This is a genomic window from Streptomyces sp. NPDC013157, from assembly GCF_042899865.1.
GTDB lineage: Bacteria > Actinomycetota > Actinomycetes > Streptomycetales > Streptomycetaceae > Streptomyces.
In genome coordinates this window covers 58,658-75,691 of sequence record NZ_JBIBAK010000005.1, presented here as the reverse complement: position 1 = coordinate 75,691, position 17,034 = coordinate 58,658, and the positions used below count along the sequence as shown (strand labels likewise).

Sequence of the window (17,034 nt, the reverse complement as noted above, 5' to 3'; positions counted from 1 at the left end):
CCGATGAGTTTCCTGGCGGGCACCGGTCGGTACACATGACCGCGTTCCCCGCTCCCAGGAGGTGTCCATGAGCACCGACGGATTCACCACGTGTCTCTGGTTCGACGGGCAGGCCGAGGAGGCCGCCCACTACTACGTGTCGATCTTCAAGAACTCCAGCATCGGGAAGGTCGGCCGGTACAACGAGGCCGGGCCCGGGGAGGCGGGCTCCGTGCTGGCCGTCGACTTCACGGCCAACGGGCAGAAGTTCGTCGCGATCAACGGCGGCCCGCAGTTCAGGTTCACCGAGGCGATCTCCTTCCAGATCTACTGCGACGGCCAGGAGGAGGTCGACCACTACTGGGCCAAGCTCACCGAGAACGGCGGCGAGCCGGGTCCCTGCGGCTGGCTCAAGGACAGGTTCGGCGTGTCCTGGCAGGTGATCCCGGACGGGCTGATCGAGATGATCGGTGACGCCGACCCGGAGAAGGCCGCGCGTACCACGCGTGCCATGTACGCGATGGGCAAGCTCGACATCGCCGCGTTGAAGAAGGCCTACGCGGGGGAGTGAGCGGTACGGGGAGGGGGGGCGGTGTCCGCGGACACCGCCCCCCCTCGTGCACACGCCGCCGGGTCAGACCCGGTCGGCCACGATCAGCAGGTACTGGAAGCTGCCGTTCTTGTACGCGGTGAGGAACGCGTCCTCGATCCCCGTCACCAGGTGGTCGGCCTGCTTGCGCAGTTCCCAGTACGGGATCGTCGCCGCGGTGAGGTCCTCGACATGGACCGGCACCAGCCGGTTGGCGGCCATCGCCCGGAAGTACTCCGACCTCGGGTGGATGTCGCAGATGTAGTGCGCGTTGATCAGGGACACCTCGCGGGACGCCTGCCCGTAGGCGTTGTTGTAACAGCCGGTGATCGTCACGTAGCGGCCACCGCGGCGCAGCAGCCGGGCGTGCTCGGCGAACAGCAGCTGCAGCTCGACGTACATCGTGGACTCGTTGTTCCACGAGGCCGCGTAGGCGCCCGTCTCGAAGCCGGTGTCCAGCATGTTCCGGTGGTGGTAGCGGACCTTGTCGCCGACCTCCCGTTTGCGGGCCATCTCGTTGGCGAAGTCGGCCTGCTTGGCGGAGATGGTCACCCCGTCGGAGTGGCAGCCGTAGCGCAGGTTCGCCACGATGCTGCCGCCGCCGCGGCCGCAGCCCGCGTCGAAGACCCGGTCGGCCGGCGTGAGGGCGCCGAGATGGGAGGCGAGCAGTTCGGCCTGGGCGTGCTCCAGGCGGTGCAGCTCGGCGGTGACGCGTTCCTTGCGCAGCGCGGGGTCGGTCTCGTCGAGCACCGACCAGTCGGCCTCACCGATGCCGTAGTGGTGGTGGTACAGGTCGTCGATCTTTCCGAGTTCGAGGTTGACCGGGTTCTCCTCGGCGTTCCAGTACTCCGCGACGCTGTTCTGGTACCTGGACTGGGTCGGCACCGGGGCTGACGTGGTGGTCTTCCGAGTGACAGGGGCGGTCGTCAACAGTTGCTCCTCGAAGTGTTTCTGACGGCGTTTCGGATTGGCTCGGTGGCTACCAGTAGTCGGGCAGGTGGTAGCGGTTGGTGTTGGTGGCGTGCCACTCGTGGTTGCCGGCGACCCAGGCGGCGAGCCCCTCGGCGTAGCGTGCGACCAGCGGCGAGCCGGCGGACAGGGCGGCCGACTCCTCCTCGAAGGCGTCCATGACCCGGTTGTGGATGTCGACGGACTTCAGATAGGCCGCCTTCAGCCCGCGCCGGTCGTTGGCGGCCACCACCTGGGGCAGGTTCAGGTGGTCCGGGTCGCTCGCCAGCTCCTTGGTGAAGGAGTACAGGTCGTTGACGATGGTGGTGGCGTTGCAGGCCAGGGCCGTGATCCGCTGGATCTCCGGGCGGGCGTAGAGCTGTTCGGGCAGTTCGTAGCCGTCCACCGCGTCGACGATCGACAGGCACGGCCGGAAGTTGTTGAACTGCCGCATCACCAGGTACTCCCAGACCCGCGGTACATACCCGGTCTCCATCCACGCGGCCTCGCCCAGATAACCGAGGTGCAGCCGGGCGATGTCGTGCACGAACCGGTCGGTCTGGCTCGGCGTGGCGAAGGCCGCGAAGTCCGCGAGGGCGAAGTGGTACGACCGCAGGGGTCCGGTGGCCCGGATCCCCTCGCGCCACTCCTCCTCCAGCTCCGGGATGCCGTGATAGGGGTCGAGCGCCGACTGGGCGATGATCAGCGGCCCGCCGAGGCCCCGCCGGGATCCGCCGCGCCCCTCGTCCTCCTCGCAGTAGCAGGAGTCCACGATGTTCTCGGCGAGCAGCAGCTTGCCCGCGGCGGTGAGCCGGTCGAGGTCGAGGCCGCCCGGGTGCTGGAGGACGACGGCCCGGCCGAACTGGAAGCCGGAGAAGTCCCCCTTCCAGGCGGCGGGGAACAGGTCCAGCTCGCGGGCCCAGGCCTCGAGCCGGCGGTCGAGTTCGGCGGCCTTCTCCGGGGCGGCGGGCACGGCCGGCCGGTAGTGCAGTCCGGGGACCGCCCCGCTGCGCCTGGCCGGGCGCAGTCGCTCCGCGATGTTCGGCGGTCCCGGCAGGGCGTAGGAGGTGGTGGTTGTGCTCATGGATGTGCTCCAGGCCGTCAGTCGGCGGTGCGGCCGAGCTGGACGTTCTCCAGGATCCCGGCCGCGTCGGGGACCAGGACGGCGAGCGAGTAGTAGGCGGTGACCAGGTAGTTGACGACGGCCTGCTCGTTGATCCCCATGAAGCGGACGTTCAGGCCGGGCTGGAACTCCTCGGGGATACCGGTCTGGTAGAGGCCGATGACCCCCTGGTCGGCCTCGCCGGTGCGCAGCGCGATGATGCTGGTGGTGTGGTCGTCGCTGATCGGGATCTTGCTGCACGGGTAGATCGGGACCCCGCGCCAGGCCGGGATCTCGTGCCCGTCGACGGTGGTGGACGGGGGGACGAGGCCGCGCCGGTTGCACTGCCGGAAGAAGGCCGCGATCGCCTTCGGGTGCGCCAGGATGACCTTGGTCTTGCGGCGCATGGAGATCAGCTCGTCCATGTCGTCCGGGGTCGGCGGACCGGTGAAGGAGCTGATCCGCTGCCCGTAGTCGATGTTGTGCAGGAGCCCGAACTCCCGGTTGTTGACCAGCTCCCACTCCTGGCGCTCGCGGATCTCCTCGACCGTGAGGCGCAGCTGCTGCTGGGTCTGGTCCATCGGGTGGTTGTAGAGGTCGGCGACCCGCGAGTGCACCCGCAAAACGGTCTGGGTGAGCGACAACTCGTACTCGCGTGGCGCGAGTTCGTAGTCCACGAAGCCGCCCTGGAGGGTCGGCTCGCCGGTGTGGCCGGCCTGCACCGGCACCTCGGCCTCGCCCTTGCGGTTCATCGGCAGCCGCTGCCGGTCGACATAGGCCTGCAGATGGGCGCCGAGCGACGGCACCCGGTCCATGATCTCCTCGGCGACCGCCCAGGGCAGCGCCAGGACCACGCCCGCCGTCTCGGCCCGCACCGAGGTGAGCCACAGCGGGTCGGTCTGGCCGACCGCCTCGTCGCCCATCTGGTCGCCGTCGGTGACGACCCCGACGACCTCCTCCTCGCCGTACTTGCCGGCCGCGTACCGGGTGAACCGGCCGTGCACCACCAGGTAGGTCTCGGTGACCGGCTGCCCGGCCTCGAACAGCACCTGCCCGGCGCGGACCTCGCGGGGCTGGAACCGGTCCGCGAGCTGGTTCAGGGCCTCCTGGTCGTCGTAACCGCGCAGGATCGGCAGCTCGGTGAGGGTCCCCGGGATGACCCGGATGTCGTCCCCGCCGTTGTGCTCGAAGCTCACCCGGCCCCGCCCGGTGCGCAGTTGGAGGCGCCGGTTGACCCGGTAGGTGCCGCCCTTGACGTCCACCCACGGCAGTGTCTTCAGCAGCCACCGGGAGGTGATGGCCTGCATCTGCGGTTCGGACTTGGTGGTCGTGGCGAGCTGGCGTGCCGCCCGGGTGCTCAGGCTGGTGAGCTGCCCGTCGGCGGTCGGATCCGGCTCGGGCTCGTCGACGGCGGAGCCGATGACGCTGTCCGGTGTGGACACATTCCCTCCAGCAGAGAGGTGAACAACGGTGACCCGGAGGGTCGGTGGTGTGCGAGGTGGTGGTGCGCACGGACAAGCCAAACAGCCTTGGTGATCTACGGGTACGGCGCGAAAGGGGCGGTTGCATCCCTTAGGTGCGCAAACCTGGTGTTCGGGGTGGAAAGGGTGGTGTTCGGTGATCGCGCGCCGGTCACCCGCACCGGTGCCCGGGTCGCCCGGGAGGTTCAGCTCAGGAAAGGTCGTTCACCAGCACCGCGGCCCCGTCGAAGCGCCCGGCCTTCAGGTCCCGCAGGGCCCGCGGGGCCTCCGAGAGCGGGTAGGGGTGGGTGGTCGCGTGCACGCCGTGCCGCTCGGCGAGGGCGAGGAACTCCCGGCCGTCGGCACGGGTGTTGGAGGTGACGCTGCGCAACTCCCGCTCGTAGAACAGCTCGCGCTCGTAGTTCAGCGACGGCACGTCGCTGAGGTGGATGCCCGCGACCGCCAGCACCCCGCCCCGGTCCAGGGCGCGCAGCGCGACCGGCACCAGGTCGCCGACCGGCGCGAACAGGATCGCGCTGTCCAGCGGCTCGGGCGGCGGCTCGTACGCGTCCCGCGCCGAGGCCGCGCCCAGCTCCACGGCCAGCCGCCGCGCCTCGGCGCCCCGGGTGAGCACATGCACCCGCGCGCCCTCGGCGAGCGCCACCTGCGCGCACAGGTGGGCGCTGCCCCCGAAGCCGTACAGACCCAGCCGGCCGCCCGCCGGCAGCGACGCCCGGCGCAGCGCGCGGTAGCCGATGATCCCGGCGCACAGCAGCGGCGCGAGCGAGACGTCGTCGAGGGCGCCGGGCAGCCGGTAGGCGAAAGCGGCCGGCACGGTCGTGTACTCCGCGTAACCGCCGTCGGCGTCCCAGCCGGTGTACTCCGAGCGCGGGCACAGGTTCTCGGCGCCCCGCAGGCAGTACGCGCACTCCCCGTCCGTGCGCCGCAGCCAGGCCGCCCCGACCCGGTCGCCGACCGCGAAGTCCGCCACCCCCGCACCCGCGCCCGCGACCACGCCGACCACCTCGTGCCCCGGAGTCACCCCGGTCCGGCGCACCGGCAGATCCCCCTCGGTGACATGCAGATCGGTGCGGCACACCCCGCAGGCCCGCACCCGCACCAGCAGCTCGTCCGCCCCGGGCACCGGCACCGGCCGCTCGACCAGCCGCAGCGGATCCGCCTCGACCGGCCCGGGCCGCTCCACCGACCACGCCCGCATCACGTCCGCCATACCGCGCCCCGTCCGCCGAAGGCCGCCGAATCCCTTCCCAGTCTCCGCCGGAGTCCGGCATTCGGCGCGCGGGCGGACCGCCCCGTGGCTAGCGTGAGGAACCGGGAGAACCCGCTCGATCGGAAGGGCCGCGGCGATGGCGGTACAACCTGAAGGAACCCCCTGTTGGGCCGACGCGATGTTCGCCGACCTGGAGGGGGCCAAGCGCTTCTACGGCGAGGTCCTCGGCTGGACCTTCGGCGAGTCGTCCTCGGAGTACGGCAACTACACCCAGGCCTCCGTGGACGGCAAGGCCGTCGCCGCCGTCGTACCGCCCATGTCAGGTCAGGAGGGGCACTCGCAGTGGTGCCTGTACCTCGCCTCGCCGGACGCGGCGGCCACCGCCGCGCGGATCCGGGCGAACGGCGGCGAGGTGCTGATGGAGCCGATGCAGGTGGGCGAGTTCGGCACCATGTGCCTGGCCCGCGAGCCCAGCGGCGCGGTGTTCGGGATCTGGCAGGGCGGCGTCCACGAGGGCTTCGAGGCCACGGCGGTGCCCGGCGCCTACTGCTGGGCGGAGTTCTTCACCCGCGAGCCCGAGAAGACCGACCCCTTCCTCGCGGCCCTCTTCCCCTACACGGTCCAGCAGATCGAGGACGGCAACGTCGACTTCCGTACGTTCCACCTCCGTGAGCAGCCCGTCCTCGGCCGGATGCGGATGACCGACGACTTCCCGCCCGAGGTGCCCTCGTACGTGAACGTGTACTTCACCGTCGCCGACTGCGACGAGGCCGTCGCCAGGGCGACGAAGCTCGGCGCCGCGCTCCGGTTCGGGCCGATGACCAGCCCATTCGGCCGGATGGCGGCGCTCACCGACCCGCAGGGCGCGAACTTCTCGGTGATCGACGTCACGACCACCGAAGGCGAGATGCCGTCCAGCACGGAGGTCTGACCAGGGCGGATCCCGGGCCACGGCCGGGCACCCCGCCCGGCCGTGGCATGATCGGGCCCATGCGTGAACGAGTGGTGGCCGCGTGCGACGGGGCTTCTAAGGGAAACCCGGGACCGGCGGGCTGGGCCTGGGTGGTGTCCGACGACGCGGCGACTCCGGCCCGCTGGGAGGCCGGGCCGCTCGGCAAGGCCACCAACAACGTGGCCGAACTGACCGCCCTGGAGCAGCTGCTGGCGGCCACCGACCCGGACGTGCCGCTGGAAGTGCGGATGGACTCGCAGTACGCGATGAAGGCCGTCACCACCTGGCTGCCCGGCTGGAAGCGCAACGGCTGGAAGACCTCCGCGGGCAAGCCGGTCGCCAACCAGGACCTCGTCGTCCGGATCGACGAACTCCTCGACGGGCGCACGGTCGACTTCCGGTACGTCCCCGCCCACCAGGTCGACGGCGACCCGCTGAACGACTTCGCCGACCGCGCGGCCAGCCAGGCGGCCACGGTCCAGGAAGCCGCGGGCAGCGCCCTCGGCTCCCCGGCACCGCCGCCGTCACAGGCGCCCGCCGCCTCCACCGCGGCCCCGCGCCGCAAGGCGGCACCCCGCAAGAGCGCGGCGGGCGGCTCGGCGTCCCGCACCATCAAGGCGAAGTTCCCCGGCCGCTGCCTGTGCGGCCGTTCCTACGCGGCCGGCGAGCCGATCGCCAAGAACGCGCAGGGCTGGGGCCACCCGGAGTGCCGCGCGGCGGCCGAGGCCTGACGCAGGCGTGACCCAGCGGCCCGGTCAGGCCTCCAGGGTGTCGAACGTGTAGAACCTCGTGTGGTCGAGCAGGTCCGCCGGCCGCACGTCGTTCCACGGCTTCATCGTCTCGTCCAGGTCCACCACGTCCGGCGTGCCACCGCCCGGCACATAGGCCGCCTCCGGGTGCCGGCGCTGCCACCGGGCCCACAGCTTGTCGACGAAGGCGTGGTGCAGCCAGAACACCGGGTCGTTGGGGGACACCCCGGTGGCCATCTGGCCGCCGACCCAGACGTGGACCCTGTTGTGCAGGTTGACCCCGCGCCAGCCCTCCAGATGGTTCCGGAACCCGTCCGAGGCACTGTTCCAGGGCGCCATGTCGTACGTCGCCATGGACAGGACCGAGTCGACCTCGGCCCCGGTCGGCAGCTCGCGCACGCCCGTCCCGAGCGACCTGCGCAGATAAGTACGGGCGTCCACGCGGACGTTGACCGGCCAGTTGCCGCCGGTGGCGGCGAACGGCCCGTCCGTCACCCGCCCGTCCGAACTGCGCCCGGTACCGCCGAGGAAGTCCGGTGCCCACAGCGAGGCGCGGACGGTCCGGTCGGTACTCCAGTCCCAGTAGGGGAGCGCGACGGAGGAGTCCACCGACTGCAGCGCCTGCTCGAAGTCGAGCAGGAATCTGCGGTGCCAGGGCAGGAACGACGGCGAACGGTGGCCGGTGCGCTCCGAGTCGTCGGTGTCGGACATGATGAAGGCGTTGTGCGTGCGCACGAAGTCGTCGTAACGCCCGCTGCGCTTCAGCTCGACGACGGCGGCGACGAACCGCCGCTTCTCGTCGGCGGTCAGACTGGCCTGGTTCTTGCGTACGGTCATGTGCGGGAAGCTCCTCGAACGGGGCGGTCGCGGCGGTCAGTTGGCGGGGAACGGCAGCAGCGCGGCGCCCTGCAGCTCGTCGACCGCGGCCCTGGCGGCGGCGCGCGGGGTGGCGACCGGATCGTAGTGGCTGACCACGCTGATCCAGCTGCCGTCGGCGTTCCGCATCACATGCAGTGCGACCCCGTCCACGAACACCGCGTATCCGGCGCCGTGTCCGTGGTGGTGACCGCCGCCCATTCCCTTCGTCCCGCCCATGTCGTCCATGCCGGCCGGGCGGCCCTGTATTCGGCGGCCCTTGTAGACCTCGTCGAAGGGTTCGAGCGATCCCTCGTGCGAGTGGCCGGCGGCCGATGCGCCGGGCGCGAGGAGGGTCTGGGTGCCGGCCGCGGCGGCGAGGGCGGCCGCCGCGGTGAGGGCGCGACGGCGGGTGAGTTCGGGCATGCGGATGCTCCTGTGACGGATGTGGGTGCTGACCCCGTATGCCTATCCGGCGGTCTCGGAGCGGGAGAAATCGCCCGGATCGGGTTGGCTACGATCAGGACAATCAGTCACATGTCATACAAGATTGAACGAAGATGATCTTGCTGTGGCGATGGCTGCGACGGACCCGGAACGGGTAATTCCTTGCGCGGGCGCGCGGCTTGCCGCTGATCCTTCTCCGTGGTCCGCCGTCCGGGTGGTGTGGCTCACGGCGTCAAACTGGCGCGATTCGAAAACCCGGCCGGGTGTCCTCGCACTGCTACCCTCCGATGCCAATTGAACACGTTCGGTGAAACCTAGGGGTGTGTGCGTGAAGGTCGTCTGCGTCGGAGGCGGGCCCGCCGGCCTGTATCTCGCGATCCTGCTCAAGCGGCAGAACCCGTCCCACGACATCGCCGTCCACGAACGCAACCCCGAGGGCTCCACCTACGGCTGGGGCGTCACCTACTGGCGCGCCCTGCTCGACCGGCTGCACACCTGCGATCCCGAGTCGGCCCGGGCCATCGAGGGCAGCTCGGTGCGCTGGACCCAGGGTGTCGCCCACGTCCGGGACCGGACGGCCCGGCAGCCCGGCGACGTGGGCCACGGCATCGGTCGCCACCGCCTCCTGGAGATCCTCGCCGACCGCGCCCGCGGCCTCGGGGTCCGGCTGGAGTTCGAGGACGAGATCACCCCCGAGGACCTCCCCGAGGCAGACCTGGTCGTCGCCGCCGACGGCATCCACAGCGCCCTGCGCACCCGGCACGCCGGCCACTTCGGCACCGAGGCCACCGAGGGCCGCAACCACTACGTGTGGCTCGGCACCACCCGGGTCTTCGACTCCTTCACCTTCGCCTTCGTCGAGACCGGGCACGGCTGGGTCTGGTGCTACGGCTACCCGTACGACGACGGGCACAGCACCTGCGTCATCGAGTGCGCCCCGGACACCCTCGCCGGTCTCGGCCTCGACGCGATGGACGAGGCCGGCCAACTGGCCCTGCTGGAGAAGCTGTTCGCCGGCATCCTCGACGGCCACCCGCTGACCGGCGGTTCCTCGGCGGCCTGGCCGGCCTTCCGTACCCTCACCAACCGCACCTGGCACCACGGCAACCTCGTCCTGCTCGGCGACGCCGCCCACACCACCCACTACTCCATCGGCGCCGGCACCACCCTCGCCCTGGAGGACGCGATGTGCCTGGCCGGCGCCCTGCGTGAGCACACCGTCCTGCCGGAGGCCCTCGCCGCCTACGAACGGCGCCGCAGGGCCGAACTGGTCTCCGCCCAGAGCGCCGCCCGCCTCAGCGCCCAGTGGTACGAGAACCTGCCGCGCTACATCGGCCTGCCCCCGCACCGCATGTTCGCGCTGCTCGGGCAGCGGCACTCGCCGCTGCTGCCGTACGTCCCGCCGCAGCTCTACTACGGCCTCGACAAGGCCGCCGGTCGGCTGGAAGTGCTGCGCAGGTTCAAGCGGTGGATCGGGCCCCGGGCGGCGCGCGCCCTGCACGCCCGGTCATAGGCGCCGTACGCGGAATGGTTTGGGTGAAAGACCATTCACCCGATAGGGTGAATGGTCTTTCACCTGTTTATCCGCGACGCCCGCAGGAGTGCCGATGGACCAGCCCGCCCCGACAGCCGGTCACCCGGGATCGCCCGCCGCCCCGCCCCCGCTGCGCGAACGGCTGACCATCCCGGTGCTGGCCTTCGGCGGGATCCTCATGGCCGTCATGCAGACGGTCGTCGTCCCCCTCCTGCCGGACCTGCCCCGGCTCACCCACTCCTCGGCCGGCGCCGTCTCCTGGACGGTCACCGCGACCCTGCTCGCCGGGGCCGTCCTCACCCCGGTGCTCGGCCGGGCAGGTGACATGTACGGCAAACGCCGCGTGCTCACCGGCGCCCTCGCGCTGATGACCGTGGGCTCGGTGATGTGCGCCCTGTCGTCGGACATCGGCGTGCTCATCGTGGCCCGCGCCCTGCAGGGCGCCGCCGCTTCCGTCGTACCGCTCTCGATCAGCATCCTGCGCGACGAACTCCCGCCCGAGCGCCGGGGATCGGCGGTGGCGCTGATGAGCTCGACCGTCGGCATCGGCGCCGCACTGGGCCTGCCGCTGGCCGCGCTGGTCGTGCAGTACTACGACTGGCACACCATGTTCTGGCTGACCAGCCTCCTCGGGGCGCTGGGCGTCGCGGCCGTCTGGTGGGCGGTGCGGGAGTCGCCGGTGCGTGAGAGCGGCAGGTTCGACTTCCTCGGCGCGCTCGGGCTGGCCGTGGGGCTGACCTGTCTGCTGCTCGGCGTCTCGCAGGGCGGTCAGTGGGGCTGGGGCAGCCCCCGCGTCCTCGGACTCTTCGGCGCCGCCGTCCTCGTGCTGGCCCTGTGGTGGTGGCAGCAGCTGCGGACCGAGCAGCCCCTGGTCGACCTGCACCTCGTGACCCGGCCGCGGGTCGGTCTCTCGCACGTCGCCGCCCTGCTCACCGGGTTCGCCTTCTACGCCAACTCCCTCGTCACCGCCCAGCTGGTCCAGGCGCCGAAGGCCACCGGATACGGGCTCGGCCTGTCGATCGTGGCCACCGGCCTGTGCCTGCTCCCCGGCGGCGTGACCATGCTGCTGCTCTCGCCGGTCTCCGCCCGGATCTCCGCATCCCGCGGACCGCGCATCACCCTGGCCCTCGGCGCCGCGGTCATCGCCTGCGGATACGTGGTCCGCATCGCCGACAGCCGCGACCTGTGGATGATCATCCTGGGCGCCACCGTCGTCGCCACCGGCACCACCCTCGCCTACTCCGCGCTGCCCACGCTGATCCTGCGGGCCGTACCGGCGAGCCAGACCGCCTCCGCCAACGGCGTCAACGTCCTCATGCGCACCATCGGCCAGGCCACCTCCAGCGCCGCGGTGGCAGCCGTCCTCACCCACCACACCAGCCTCGTCGGCGGCGCCCCGATCGCCACGCTCCACGGCTACCTGCTGGCCTTCGCGATGGCCGGGGTCGTCGCCCTCGCGGCCGGTGCCGCCGCCCTCTCCATCCCCGGCGACAGGGCGCCCGACGACGCCCCGCGGGCCCGGAGCCGTGCCGAGGGCGCCAGGGACGACGCGCTGGAGGGAGCATGAGTGCCGTGAACACCCGCCCCGGCACCCCCGCCGCGCCCGCACCCGCCCCGGCTCCCGCCCGCCGGGACGCCGAGGCCACCAAGGCGGCCATCCTCAGGGCCGCCCGGTACCTCCTCGCCCGGCACGCGCACGCCGACATCACCCTCAAGGACGTAGCCGAACGCGCCGGCGTGAGCGCGCCCCTGATCCTCAAGTACTTCGGCAACAAGGACAGCCTGTTCGCCCGCGTCATGTCCTTCGACACCGACGCGGCCGCCCTGCTGGACGCGCCCCTGGAGGACCTCGGCCGGCACATGGTCCGGCACGTCCTGGAGAGCCAGCGCGACCGCGGCGCCGACCCGCTGCTCCGCATCGCCTTCGCACCCCTGCACGGCGACCACGGAGACGTGCTGCGCGCCAACTTCCGCGCCCACGTGATCGACGCCCTCGCCGCCCGGCTCACCGGCCCCGACCCCGGCCTGCGCGCCGAACTCGCCGTCGCCCAGCTCATCGGCCTGGGCGTGATGTACGGCATCGCCCGCGGCCCGCGGCTGCGCGAGCGCGCGGCCACCGACGTGGGCGACATCGCCGACCGCTACGGCCCGGCCGTACAGGCCCAGTTGACGCCCTGAGCGCTCAGCCGGAAGTGCCGCGACGCGTCGTCGTTCGGCCGCGGCGCCGTCGTGGCTGGTCGCGCAGTTCCTCCCCCAGCCTTCGGCCGGGGGTACCCCCAGCGCTCCGAAGGGGCGCTGCCGGACACCGGCGGACTTCCCCCCGGCCTGCTCAGTCAGGCTCCGGGCCCGTCAGCAGTGCCTCGGCCGACCTGCGGAAGGCGGCCGTCAGCCGGTGGTTGTCCCCGGCGCGGGTCGCCAGCACCACATGGCTCGGTTCGAGGCCGTGCAGCGGGACCGTGGTGAGGTCCGGGCGGATGGCCGCGCCCGGCACCCAGGGCACGATCGCCACGGCCTGCCCGGCGGCGACATGCTCGAACTTGTCCTCCACCGCGCCGATCAACGGCCCGTCGGGCGCGGGGCTGCCGTCCGGCCGGGGATCGACGCGCCAGAACGCGTTCCACAGCGGATCCCGCCCGCGGGGCAGCGGCTCCTCGGCGATGTCGTCGAGGGTGACCGACTCCTTCCCGGCCAGCCGGTGGTCCAGCGGGACGACCAGGACGCGCGGCTCGTCGTAGAGCACCGTCACCCGCAGCCCGTCGGTGCTCAGCGGCAGCCGGGTCACGACCGCGTCCACCCGCCCCGCCAGCAGGGCCTCGCGCGGCTCGCCCCAGTCGAGGTGCAGGGTCCGCACGTCGGCGTCCGGGAAACGGCGGCGCAGGTCGCGCACGGCGGGGGTGACGAAGATCCCGTTGATGTACCCGACGGTGATCCGGCTCGGCTCGGCGGCGGCCCGGGTGACGGCCGCGGCCTCGCCCGCGGCCCGCAGCAACCCCTTGGCCCGCGGCAGGAACACCTCGCCGGCCTCGGTGAGCCGGGCCCCCTGCGGGTTGCGGTCGAAGAGCCGCGCCCCCAGCACCTGCTCCAGCCGCTGGATCTGCCGGCTCAGCGCCGGCTGCGTGATGTGCAGGGCGCCCGCGGCCCGGCCGAAGTGCCGCTGCTCGGCGACGACGGTGAAGTACCGGACGAGCCGCAGATCGAGGTCGGGGACGGACGCGGGATCAGCCATGTCTCCAGATTACGACCGGCGACCTGCGCTCATGCCTGAAATGCATTGCGCATTGCGAAAGAGGCTTTGGACGCCCGGCGTCCGCCGGCCGAACGATGGGAGCACAACCCCTCCTTGGAAGGACGCCCTCCATGCGCGTATTCGTCACCGGCGGCAGCGGCTTCATCGGCTCCGCCGTCATCCCCGAACTCCTCGGCGCGGGCCACCGGGTCCTCGCCCTCGCCCGCTCGGACCGGTCGGCCGGGACGCTGCGGGCGGCGGGCGCCGACGTGCACCGTGGGAGCCTCGACGACCCCGGGGACCTGGCCCGCGCGGCGGCCGGTACCGACGGCGTGATCCACCTGGCCTTCAACCATGACCACTTCCCGGACCTCACCCGCGCGGCGGAGGGCGACCTGCGCGTGATCGAGGCGATCGGCGCCGCGCTGGCGGGCTCCGACCGGCCCTTCGTGATCACCTCGGGAACCCTGATGCTCGCCTCGGTCGACGGGGTGGCGACGGAGGAGGACACCCCGGTGCCGGGCACCTACCGCGCCGACCCCGACCTCGCCGCGCTCGCCCTGGCCGAGCGCGGCGTACGCAGCGCGGTGGTCCGCCTGCCCCCCTCGGTGCACGGCCACGGCGACCAGGGCTTCCTGCCCCGGCTGATCGACGTCGCCCGTGAGAAGGGCGTCTCCGCGTACGTCGGCGACGGCACCAACCGCTGGCCGGCCGTGCACCGCCTGGACGCGGCCCGACTGTTCCGCCTGGCCCTGGAGTCGGCCCCGGCGGGCACCGGCCTGCACGGCGCGGCCGACGAGGGGATCCCCTTCAAGGACATCGCGGCGGCGATAGGCAGCGGCCTCGGTGTCCCGCTCAAGGGCATCCCGGCGGAAGAGGCCCAGGCCCACTTCGGCTGGCTGGGCATGGCGGCGGCCGTCGACAACGCGACGTCGAGCGAACGGACCAGGAACATCCTGGGCTGGAAGCCGGAACAGCCGGGTCTGATCGCGGACTTGGAAGTGGGCCACTACTTCGGCGCCCCGTAAGGGGCGTGGGGAACTGCGCGACCAGCCCCCACCCACCCGCAGCGTTCAACGGCGCACAAGCACCGCGTCCAAGAACCCGTTGCTGACAACCCGGTGTGGGTCAAGGCGGTCCAATACCTCCACCGCCGCTTCCCACACCGCGCCCCCGAACGACTCCGGAATCCTCGCCCCGATCACCTCCTCATCACTCCACACATCCGACTCCGTATAAGCCCACCCCTTGGACCACTCCACCCGGGTCCCTTCGAACCTCTCGAACAGAAACCTCTCCAGCTCCCGCAGGAACGCCTCTGCATGAGGCGTCCCCGGCAGCGTCAGCACATCCAGCCACACAGCGGTGTCGGCCCCCTCCCGGGGCCGCACCGCCGACAGCAACGGCACCTGCGCTCCGGCCACCCCGGCGTCGGACGCCTCGTCCAGCCCCGTCACCCGGATCTCCACAGACCCGTTGACCGGGAACCGCCCCGCCGCGGCGTACGCGGCCAGCCGTTCCCGGTAGAACGAGGTGAACTCGTGCACCACCCGCTGCACGTCGGCCCGCCGCGTCAGCACCGCGTACCCGTTCGCGCCGACCCGCAGCGTGGTCGGCCTGATGTACAGCAGCGTGTTCTTCGACGCCCCCCAGATGTCCGAGGACAGCGTCGCCGTCAACCCCAGGACCGCCACGTCCAGTTGCGCGTTCCCGAGCACCGGCGCCAGGTACCAGGCCGCGTCGGACGCCATCCGCCCCACCAGGTCGGCGACCACGGTCGGCACGTTGTCGGAGAAGGGGTAGTTGTACGGCGCGGTGACGTGCCGCGAGGTGAGCGGCCTGTCCGGTGCCACGCTCCACTCCTTCAGCCACGGGTACTCGGTGAAGGCGAACCAGATCGCCTCGACGCGCCCGGACCGGCGCAGGAAGCCGTCCAGGGTCCGGCCACCGGAACCGGGCGCGGCGAACAGCTCGCCGGCCGGGATGTCGGTCCGGCTGACGCACCGCAGCATGCTGTTCGCCCCCACCCGGAGCACGACCTCGGTGACCAGCGCGCGGCCCAGATGCGTCAGCAGCGCCGCGCAGTCGGCCTCGTCGCGCCGGAACGTCCGCAGGACGTACGCTGCGGCGCTCTCGTCCCACACCACCGCCGTCAGCGACAGCACGAGGTTGCTCAGCGAGCCGTAGGTGTGCCCGGGCACCGGCTCCTCGCCGTCGGCCGGTACGGCGGTGCCGTGCGCGTCGATCGCCAGCGCGCCGCCGAGCGTCAGATCGCCCGGCGCGGGTGCGGCGGTGAGCCCGAGGCCGTGGTCCTCCAGGAAGGTGAGCAGCGCCTCCAGGGTGACCCCGGTGCCGGCCCGGACCGCGGAGCCGGAGTCCAGGGAGAGCCCGGTGAGATGGCTCGTGGTGTCGACGAGCAGAACCTGTTCGCCCGCTGCCGCCCCCTCGGTGATCGTCAGGGGCGACCAGCCGTGCGAGGAGCCACGCGCGCGTACCCGCCACCCGTTGCGCCAGGCCCAGTCGACGACCGTGAGCACCTGACCGGCGTCGGCCGGGGCGCAGGCCCACAGTCCGTCGGCGGTGATCTCGCCGACCCAGTTGCGGTAGGCGGAACGATACAGCGCGACATTCGCCGGAAAGCCGGGCAGTTCGGCGGCGGCCACGGCCGGATCGGCGGCGAGCAGCACCGGAACGGCGGCGAGCGCGGCGGCGGACCGCAGGAAGCCACGGCGGCTCCAGCCGTCCACGGCAGGGAAGTTGTCCGATGAACGATCAGTCACGCCGACACGCTAGGGGCCCGGTGGACACACCTCCGATTTCCGTCCCTCACAATCACCCGTGTGAGTGAAGGATTCACAGGCGGGTGCCGGTGCACCGGCCCGTGACACCGTTGTCGGTGGCGGATGACAGACTGGCGCCATGGACGAACGCGTAATCGGCAGGTCGGGACAGCGGGCATCGGTCGTCGGCCTCGGCACATGGCAGCTCGGCGCCGACTGGGGCGAGGTGGACGACAAGGAGGCGCTCGCCGTTCTGGAGACGGCGGCGGAGTCGGGGGTGACCTTCTTCGACACCGCCGACGTGTACGGGGACGGGCGCAGCGAGCAGACCATCGCCACGTTCCTGCGCGGCAGGCCGGACCTGCACGTGCTGGTGGCCACCAAGATGGGCCGCCGGGTCGACCAGATCCCGGAGAACTACGTCCTGGACAACTTCCGCGCGTGGAACGACAGGTCCCGCCGCAACCTCGGCGTGGACCGCCTGGACCTGGTGCAGCTGCACTGCCCGCCGACCCCGGTCTACTCCTCCGACGCGGTGTACGACGCCCTCGACACCCTGGTCGAGGAGGAGCGCATCGCCGCCTACGGGGTGAGCGTCGAGACCAGCGCGGAGGCTCTCACCGCGATCGCCCGCCCGGGCGTGGCCAGCGTGCAGATCATCCTCAACCCGTTCCGCATGAAGCCGCTGTACGAGGTGCTCCCGGCCGCCCGCGAGGCCGGCGTCGGCATCATCGCGCGCGTGCCGCTCGCCTCCGGGCTGCTGTCCGGCAAGTACACCAAGGACACCGTCTTCGCGGCCGACGACCACCGCACGTACAACCGGCACGGCGAGGCCTTCGACCAGGGCGAGACCTTCTCCGGCGTGGACTACGCGACGGGCGTCGAGGCCGCCGCCGAGTTCGCCGCCCTCGCCCCCGAGGGGTACACCCCGGCCCAGCTCGCCCTGCGCTGGATCATCGACCGGCCGGGCGTGACCACGGTGATCCCGGGCGCCCGCAACCCGGAGCAGGCCCGCGCCAACGCGGCCGCCGCGCGGCTCCCGGAGCTGTCCGGGGAGACGGTCGCCGCGATCCGCGAGCTGTACGACCGCCGGATCAAGGACCAGGTGGAAGCCCGCTGGTAGCACCGCACGGACCGGGGGCGGCACCCTGCCGCCCCCGGTCCGTGCCGTTTGGGGGACCG

The 17,034-nt window shown here is 72.0% G+C and carries 16 protein-coding genes; 8 read left to right on the top strand and 8 right to left on the bottom strand.

The features are described from left to right. Window positions 1–67 precede the first annotated feature (67 nt). Window positions 68–550: a VOC family protein gene (locus ACFY6U_RS16755; protein ID WP_390038789.1), complete on the top strand. Its 483-nt coding sequence runs from the start codon at window positions 68–70 to the stop codon at window positions 548–550. 63 nt (window positions 551–613) lie between these two features. On the opposite strand, the gene ACFY6U_RS16750 is transcribed toward ACFY6U_RS16755, so the two are convergent. The 4 genes from ACFY6U_RS16750 to ACFY6U_RS16735 all read right to left on the bottom strand — a co-directional run bounded on the left by ACFY6U_RS16750 (window position 614) and on the right by ACFY6U_RS16735 (window position 5,297). Next, on the bottom strand, window positions 614–1,498 hold the full coding sequence (locus ACFY6U_RS16750; protein WP_351499291.1) for a geranyl diphosphate 2-C-methyltransferase: 885 nt from the start codon (window positions 1,496–1,498) through the stop codon (window positions 614–616). Window positions 1,499–1,547: 49 nt separating this feature from the next. Then, window positions 1,548–2,600, bottom strand: coding sequence for a family 2 encapsulin nanocompartment cargo protein terpene cyclase (locus tag ACFY6U_RS16745; protein WP_390038787.1), 1,053 nt, complete (start codon window positions 2,598–2,600; stop codon window positions 1,548–1,550). A gap of 17 nt (window positions 2,601–2,617) precedes the next feature. Then, window positions 2,618–4,060, bottom strand: a complete 1,443-nt coding sequence (locus ACFY6U_RS16740; protein WP_390038785.1) for a family 2B encapsulin nanocompartment shell protein — start codon at window positions 4,058–4,060, stop codon at window positions 2,618–2,620. A 229-nt stretch (window positions 4,061–4,289) separates the two neighbouring features. Beyond that, window positions 4,290–5,297 carry a zinc-binding alcohol dehydrogenase family protein gene (locus ACFY6U_RS16735; RefSeq protein ID WP_390039710.1) on the bottom strand — a complete coding sequence of 336 codons (1,008 nt, stop codon included), beginning with the start codon at window positions 5,295–5,297 and terminating at the stop codon, window positions 4,290–4,292. 148 nt (window positions 5,298–5,445) lie between these two features. On the opposite strand from ACFY6U_RS16735, the gene ACFY6U_RS16730 reads away from it, so the two are divergent. Next, window positions 5,446–6,240: a VOC family protein gene (locus ACFY6U_RS16730; RefSeq protein ID WP_390038783.1), complete on the top strand. Its 795-nt coding sequence runs from the start codon at window positions 5,446–5,448 to the stop codon at window positions 6,238–6,240. 47 nt (window positions 6,241–6,287) lie between these two features. Then, the gene (locus tag ACFY6U_RS16725) at window positions 6,288–6,992 is read left to right on the top strand and encodes a ribonuclease H (RefSeq protein ID WP_390038781.1); all 705 of its coding nucleotides are present in this window, start codon (window positions 6,288–6,290) and stop codon (window positions 6,990–6,992) included. 24 nt (window positions 6,993–7,016) lie between these two features. On the opposite strand, the gene ACFY6U_RS16720 is transcribed toward ACFY6U_RS16725, so the two are convergent. Then, window positions 7,017–7,847 carry a tyrosinase family protein gene (locus tag ACFY6U_RS16720; RefSeq protein ID WP_390038779.1) on the bottom strand — a complete coding sequence of 277 codons (831 nt, stop codon included), beginning with the start codon at window positions 7,845–7,847 and terminating at the stop codon, window positions 7,017–7,019. A 36-nt stretch (window positions 7,848–7,883) separates the two neighbouring features. Then, a complete protein-coding gene (locus tag ACFY6U_RS16715; protein WP_390038777.1) occupies window positions 7,884–8,291 on the bottom strand; it encodes a tyrosinase cofactor in 408 nt (135 codons plus the stop codon). 343 nt (window positions 8,292–8,634) lie between these two features. Here ACFY6U_RS16715 and ACFY6U_RS16710 point away from each other — a divergent pair, with 343 nt between their 5' ends. The 3 genes from ACFY6U_RS16710 (at window position 8,635) to ACFY6U_RS16700 (ending at window position 12,024) form a co-directional block, all read left to right on the top strand. Further along, window positions 8,635–9,825 (top strand): FAD-dependent monooxygenase, encoded by a 1,191-nt coding sequence (locus ACFY6U_RS16710; RefSeq protein WP_390038775.1) that lies wholly within the window; start codon window positions 8,635–8,637, stop codon window positions 9,823–9,825. Between the two features lie 94 nt (window positions 9,826–9,919). Next, complete coding sequence (locus ACFY6U_RS16705) at window positions 9,920–11,413, top strand: MFS transporter (protein ID WP_390038773.1); 1,494 nt, start codon at window positions 9,920–9,922, stop codon at window positions 11,411–11,413. Then, entirely contained in the window at window positions 11,410–12,024 is a 615-nt protein-coding gene (locus tag ACFY6U_RS16700) for a TetR family transcriptional regulator (RefSeq protein WP_390038771.1), read from the top strand. Before ACFY6U_RS16705 ends, ACFY6U_RS16700 begins: the two co-directional genes overlap by 4 nt. 151 nt (window positions 12,025–12,175) lie before the next feature. On the opposite strand, the gene ACFY6U_RS16695 is transcribed toward ACFY6U_RS16700, so the two are convergent. Beyond that, entirely contained in the window at window positions 12,176–13,072 is an 897-nt protein-coding gene (locus tag ACFY6U_RS16695; protein WP_390038769.1) for a LysR family transcriptional regulator, read from the bottom strand. A gap of 131 nt (window positions 13,073–13,203) precedes the next feature. Here ACFY6U_RS16695 and ACFY6U_RS16690 point away from each other — a divergent pair, with 131 nt between their 5' ends. Further along, window positions 13,204–14,100 carry an SDR family oxidoreductase gene (locus ACFY6U_RS16690; RefSeq protein ID WP_390038767.1) on the top strand — a complete coding sequence of 299 codons (897 nt, stop codon included), beginning with the start codon at window positions 13,204–13,206 and terminating at the stop codon, window positions 14,098–14,100. Between the two features lie 45 nt (window positions 14,101–14,145). On the opposite strand, the gene ACFY6U_RS16685 is transcribed toward ACFY6U_RS16690, so the two are convergent. Next, window positions 14,146–15,852, bottom strand: a complete 1,707-nt coding sequence (locus ACFY6U_RS16685) for a cholesterol oxidase substrate-binding domain-containing protein (protein ID WP_390038765.1) — start codon at window positions 15,850–15,852, stop codon at window positions 14,146–14,148. A 139-nt stretch (window positions 15,853–15,991) separates the two neighbouring features. Between ACFY6U_RS16685 and ACFY6U_RS16680 the strand changes: the two genes are divergently transcribed. Continuing rightward, window positions 15,992–16,975, top strand: coding sequence for an aldo/keto reductase (locus ACFY6U_RS16680; protein WP_390038763.1), 984 nt, complete (start codon window positions 15,992–15,994; stop codon window positions 16,973–16,975). The last annotated feature ends 59 nt before the right edge of the window (window positions 16,976–17,034 follow it).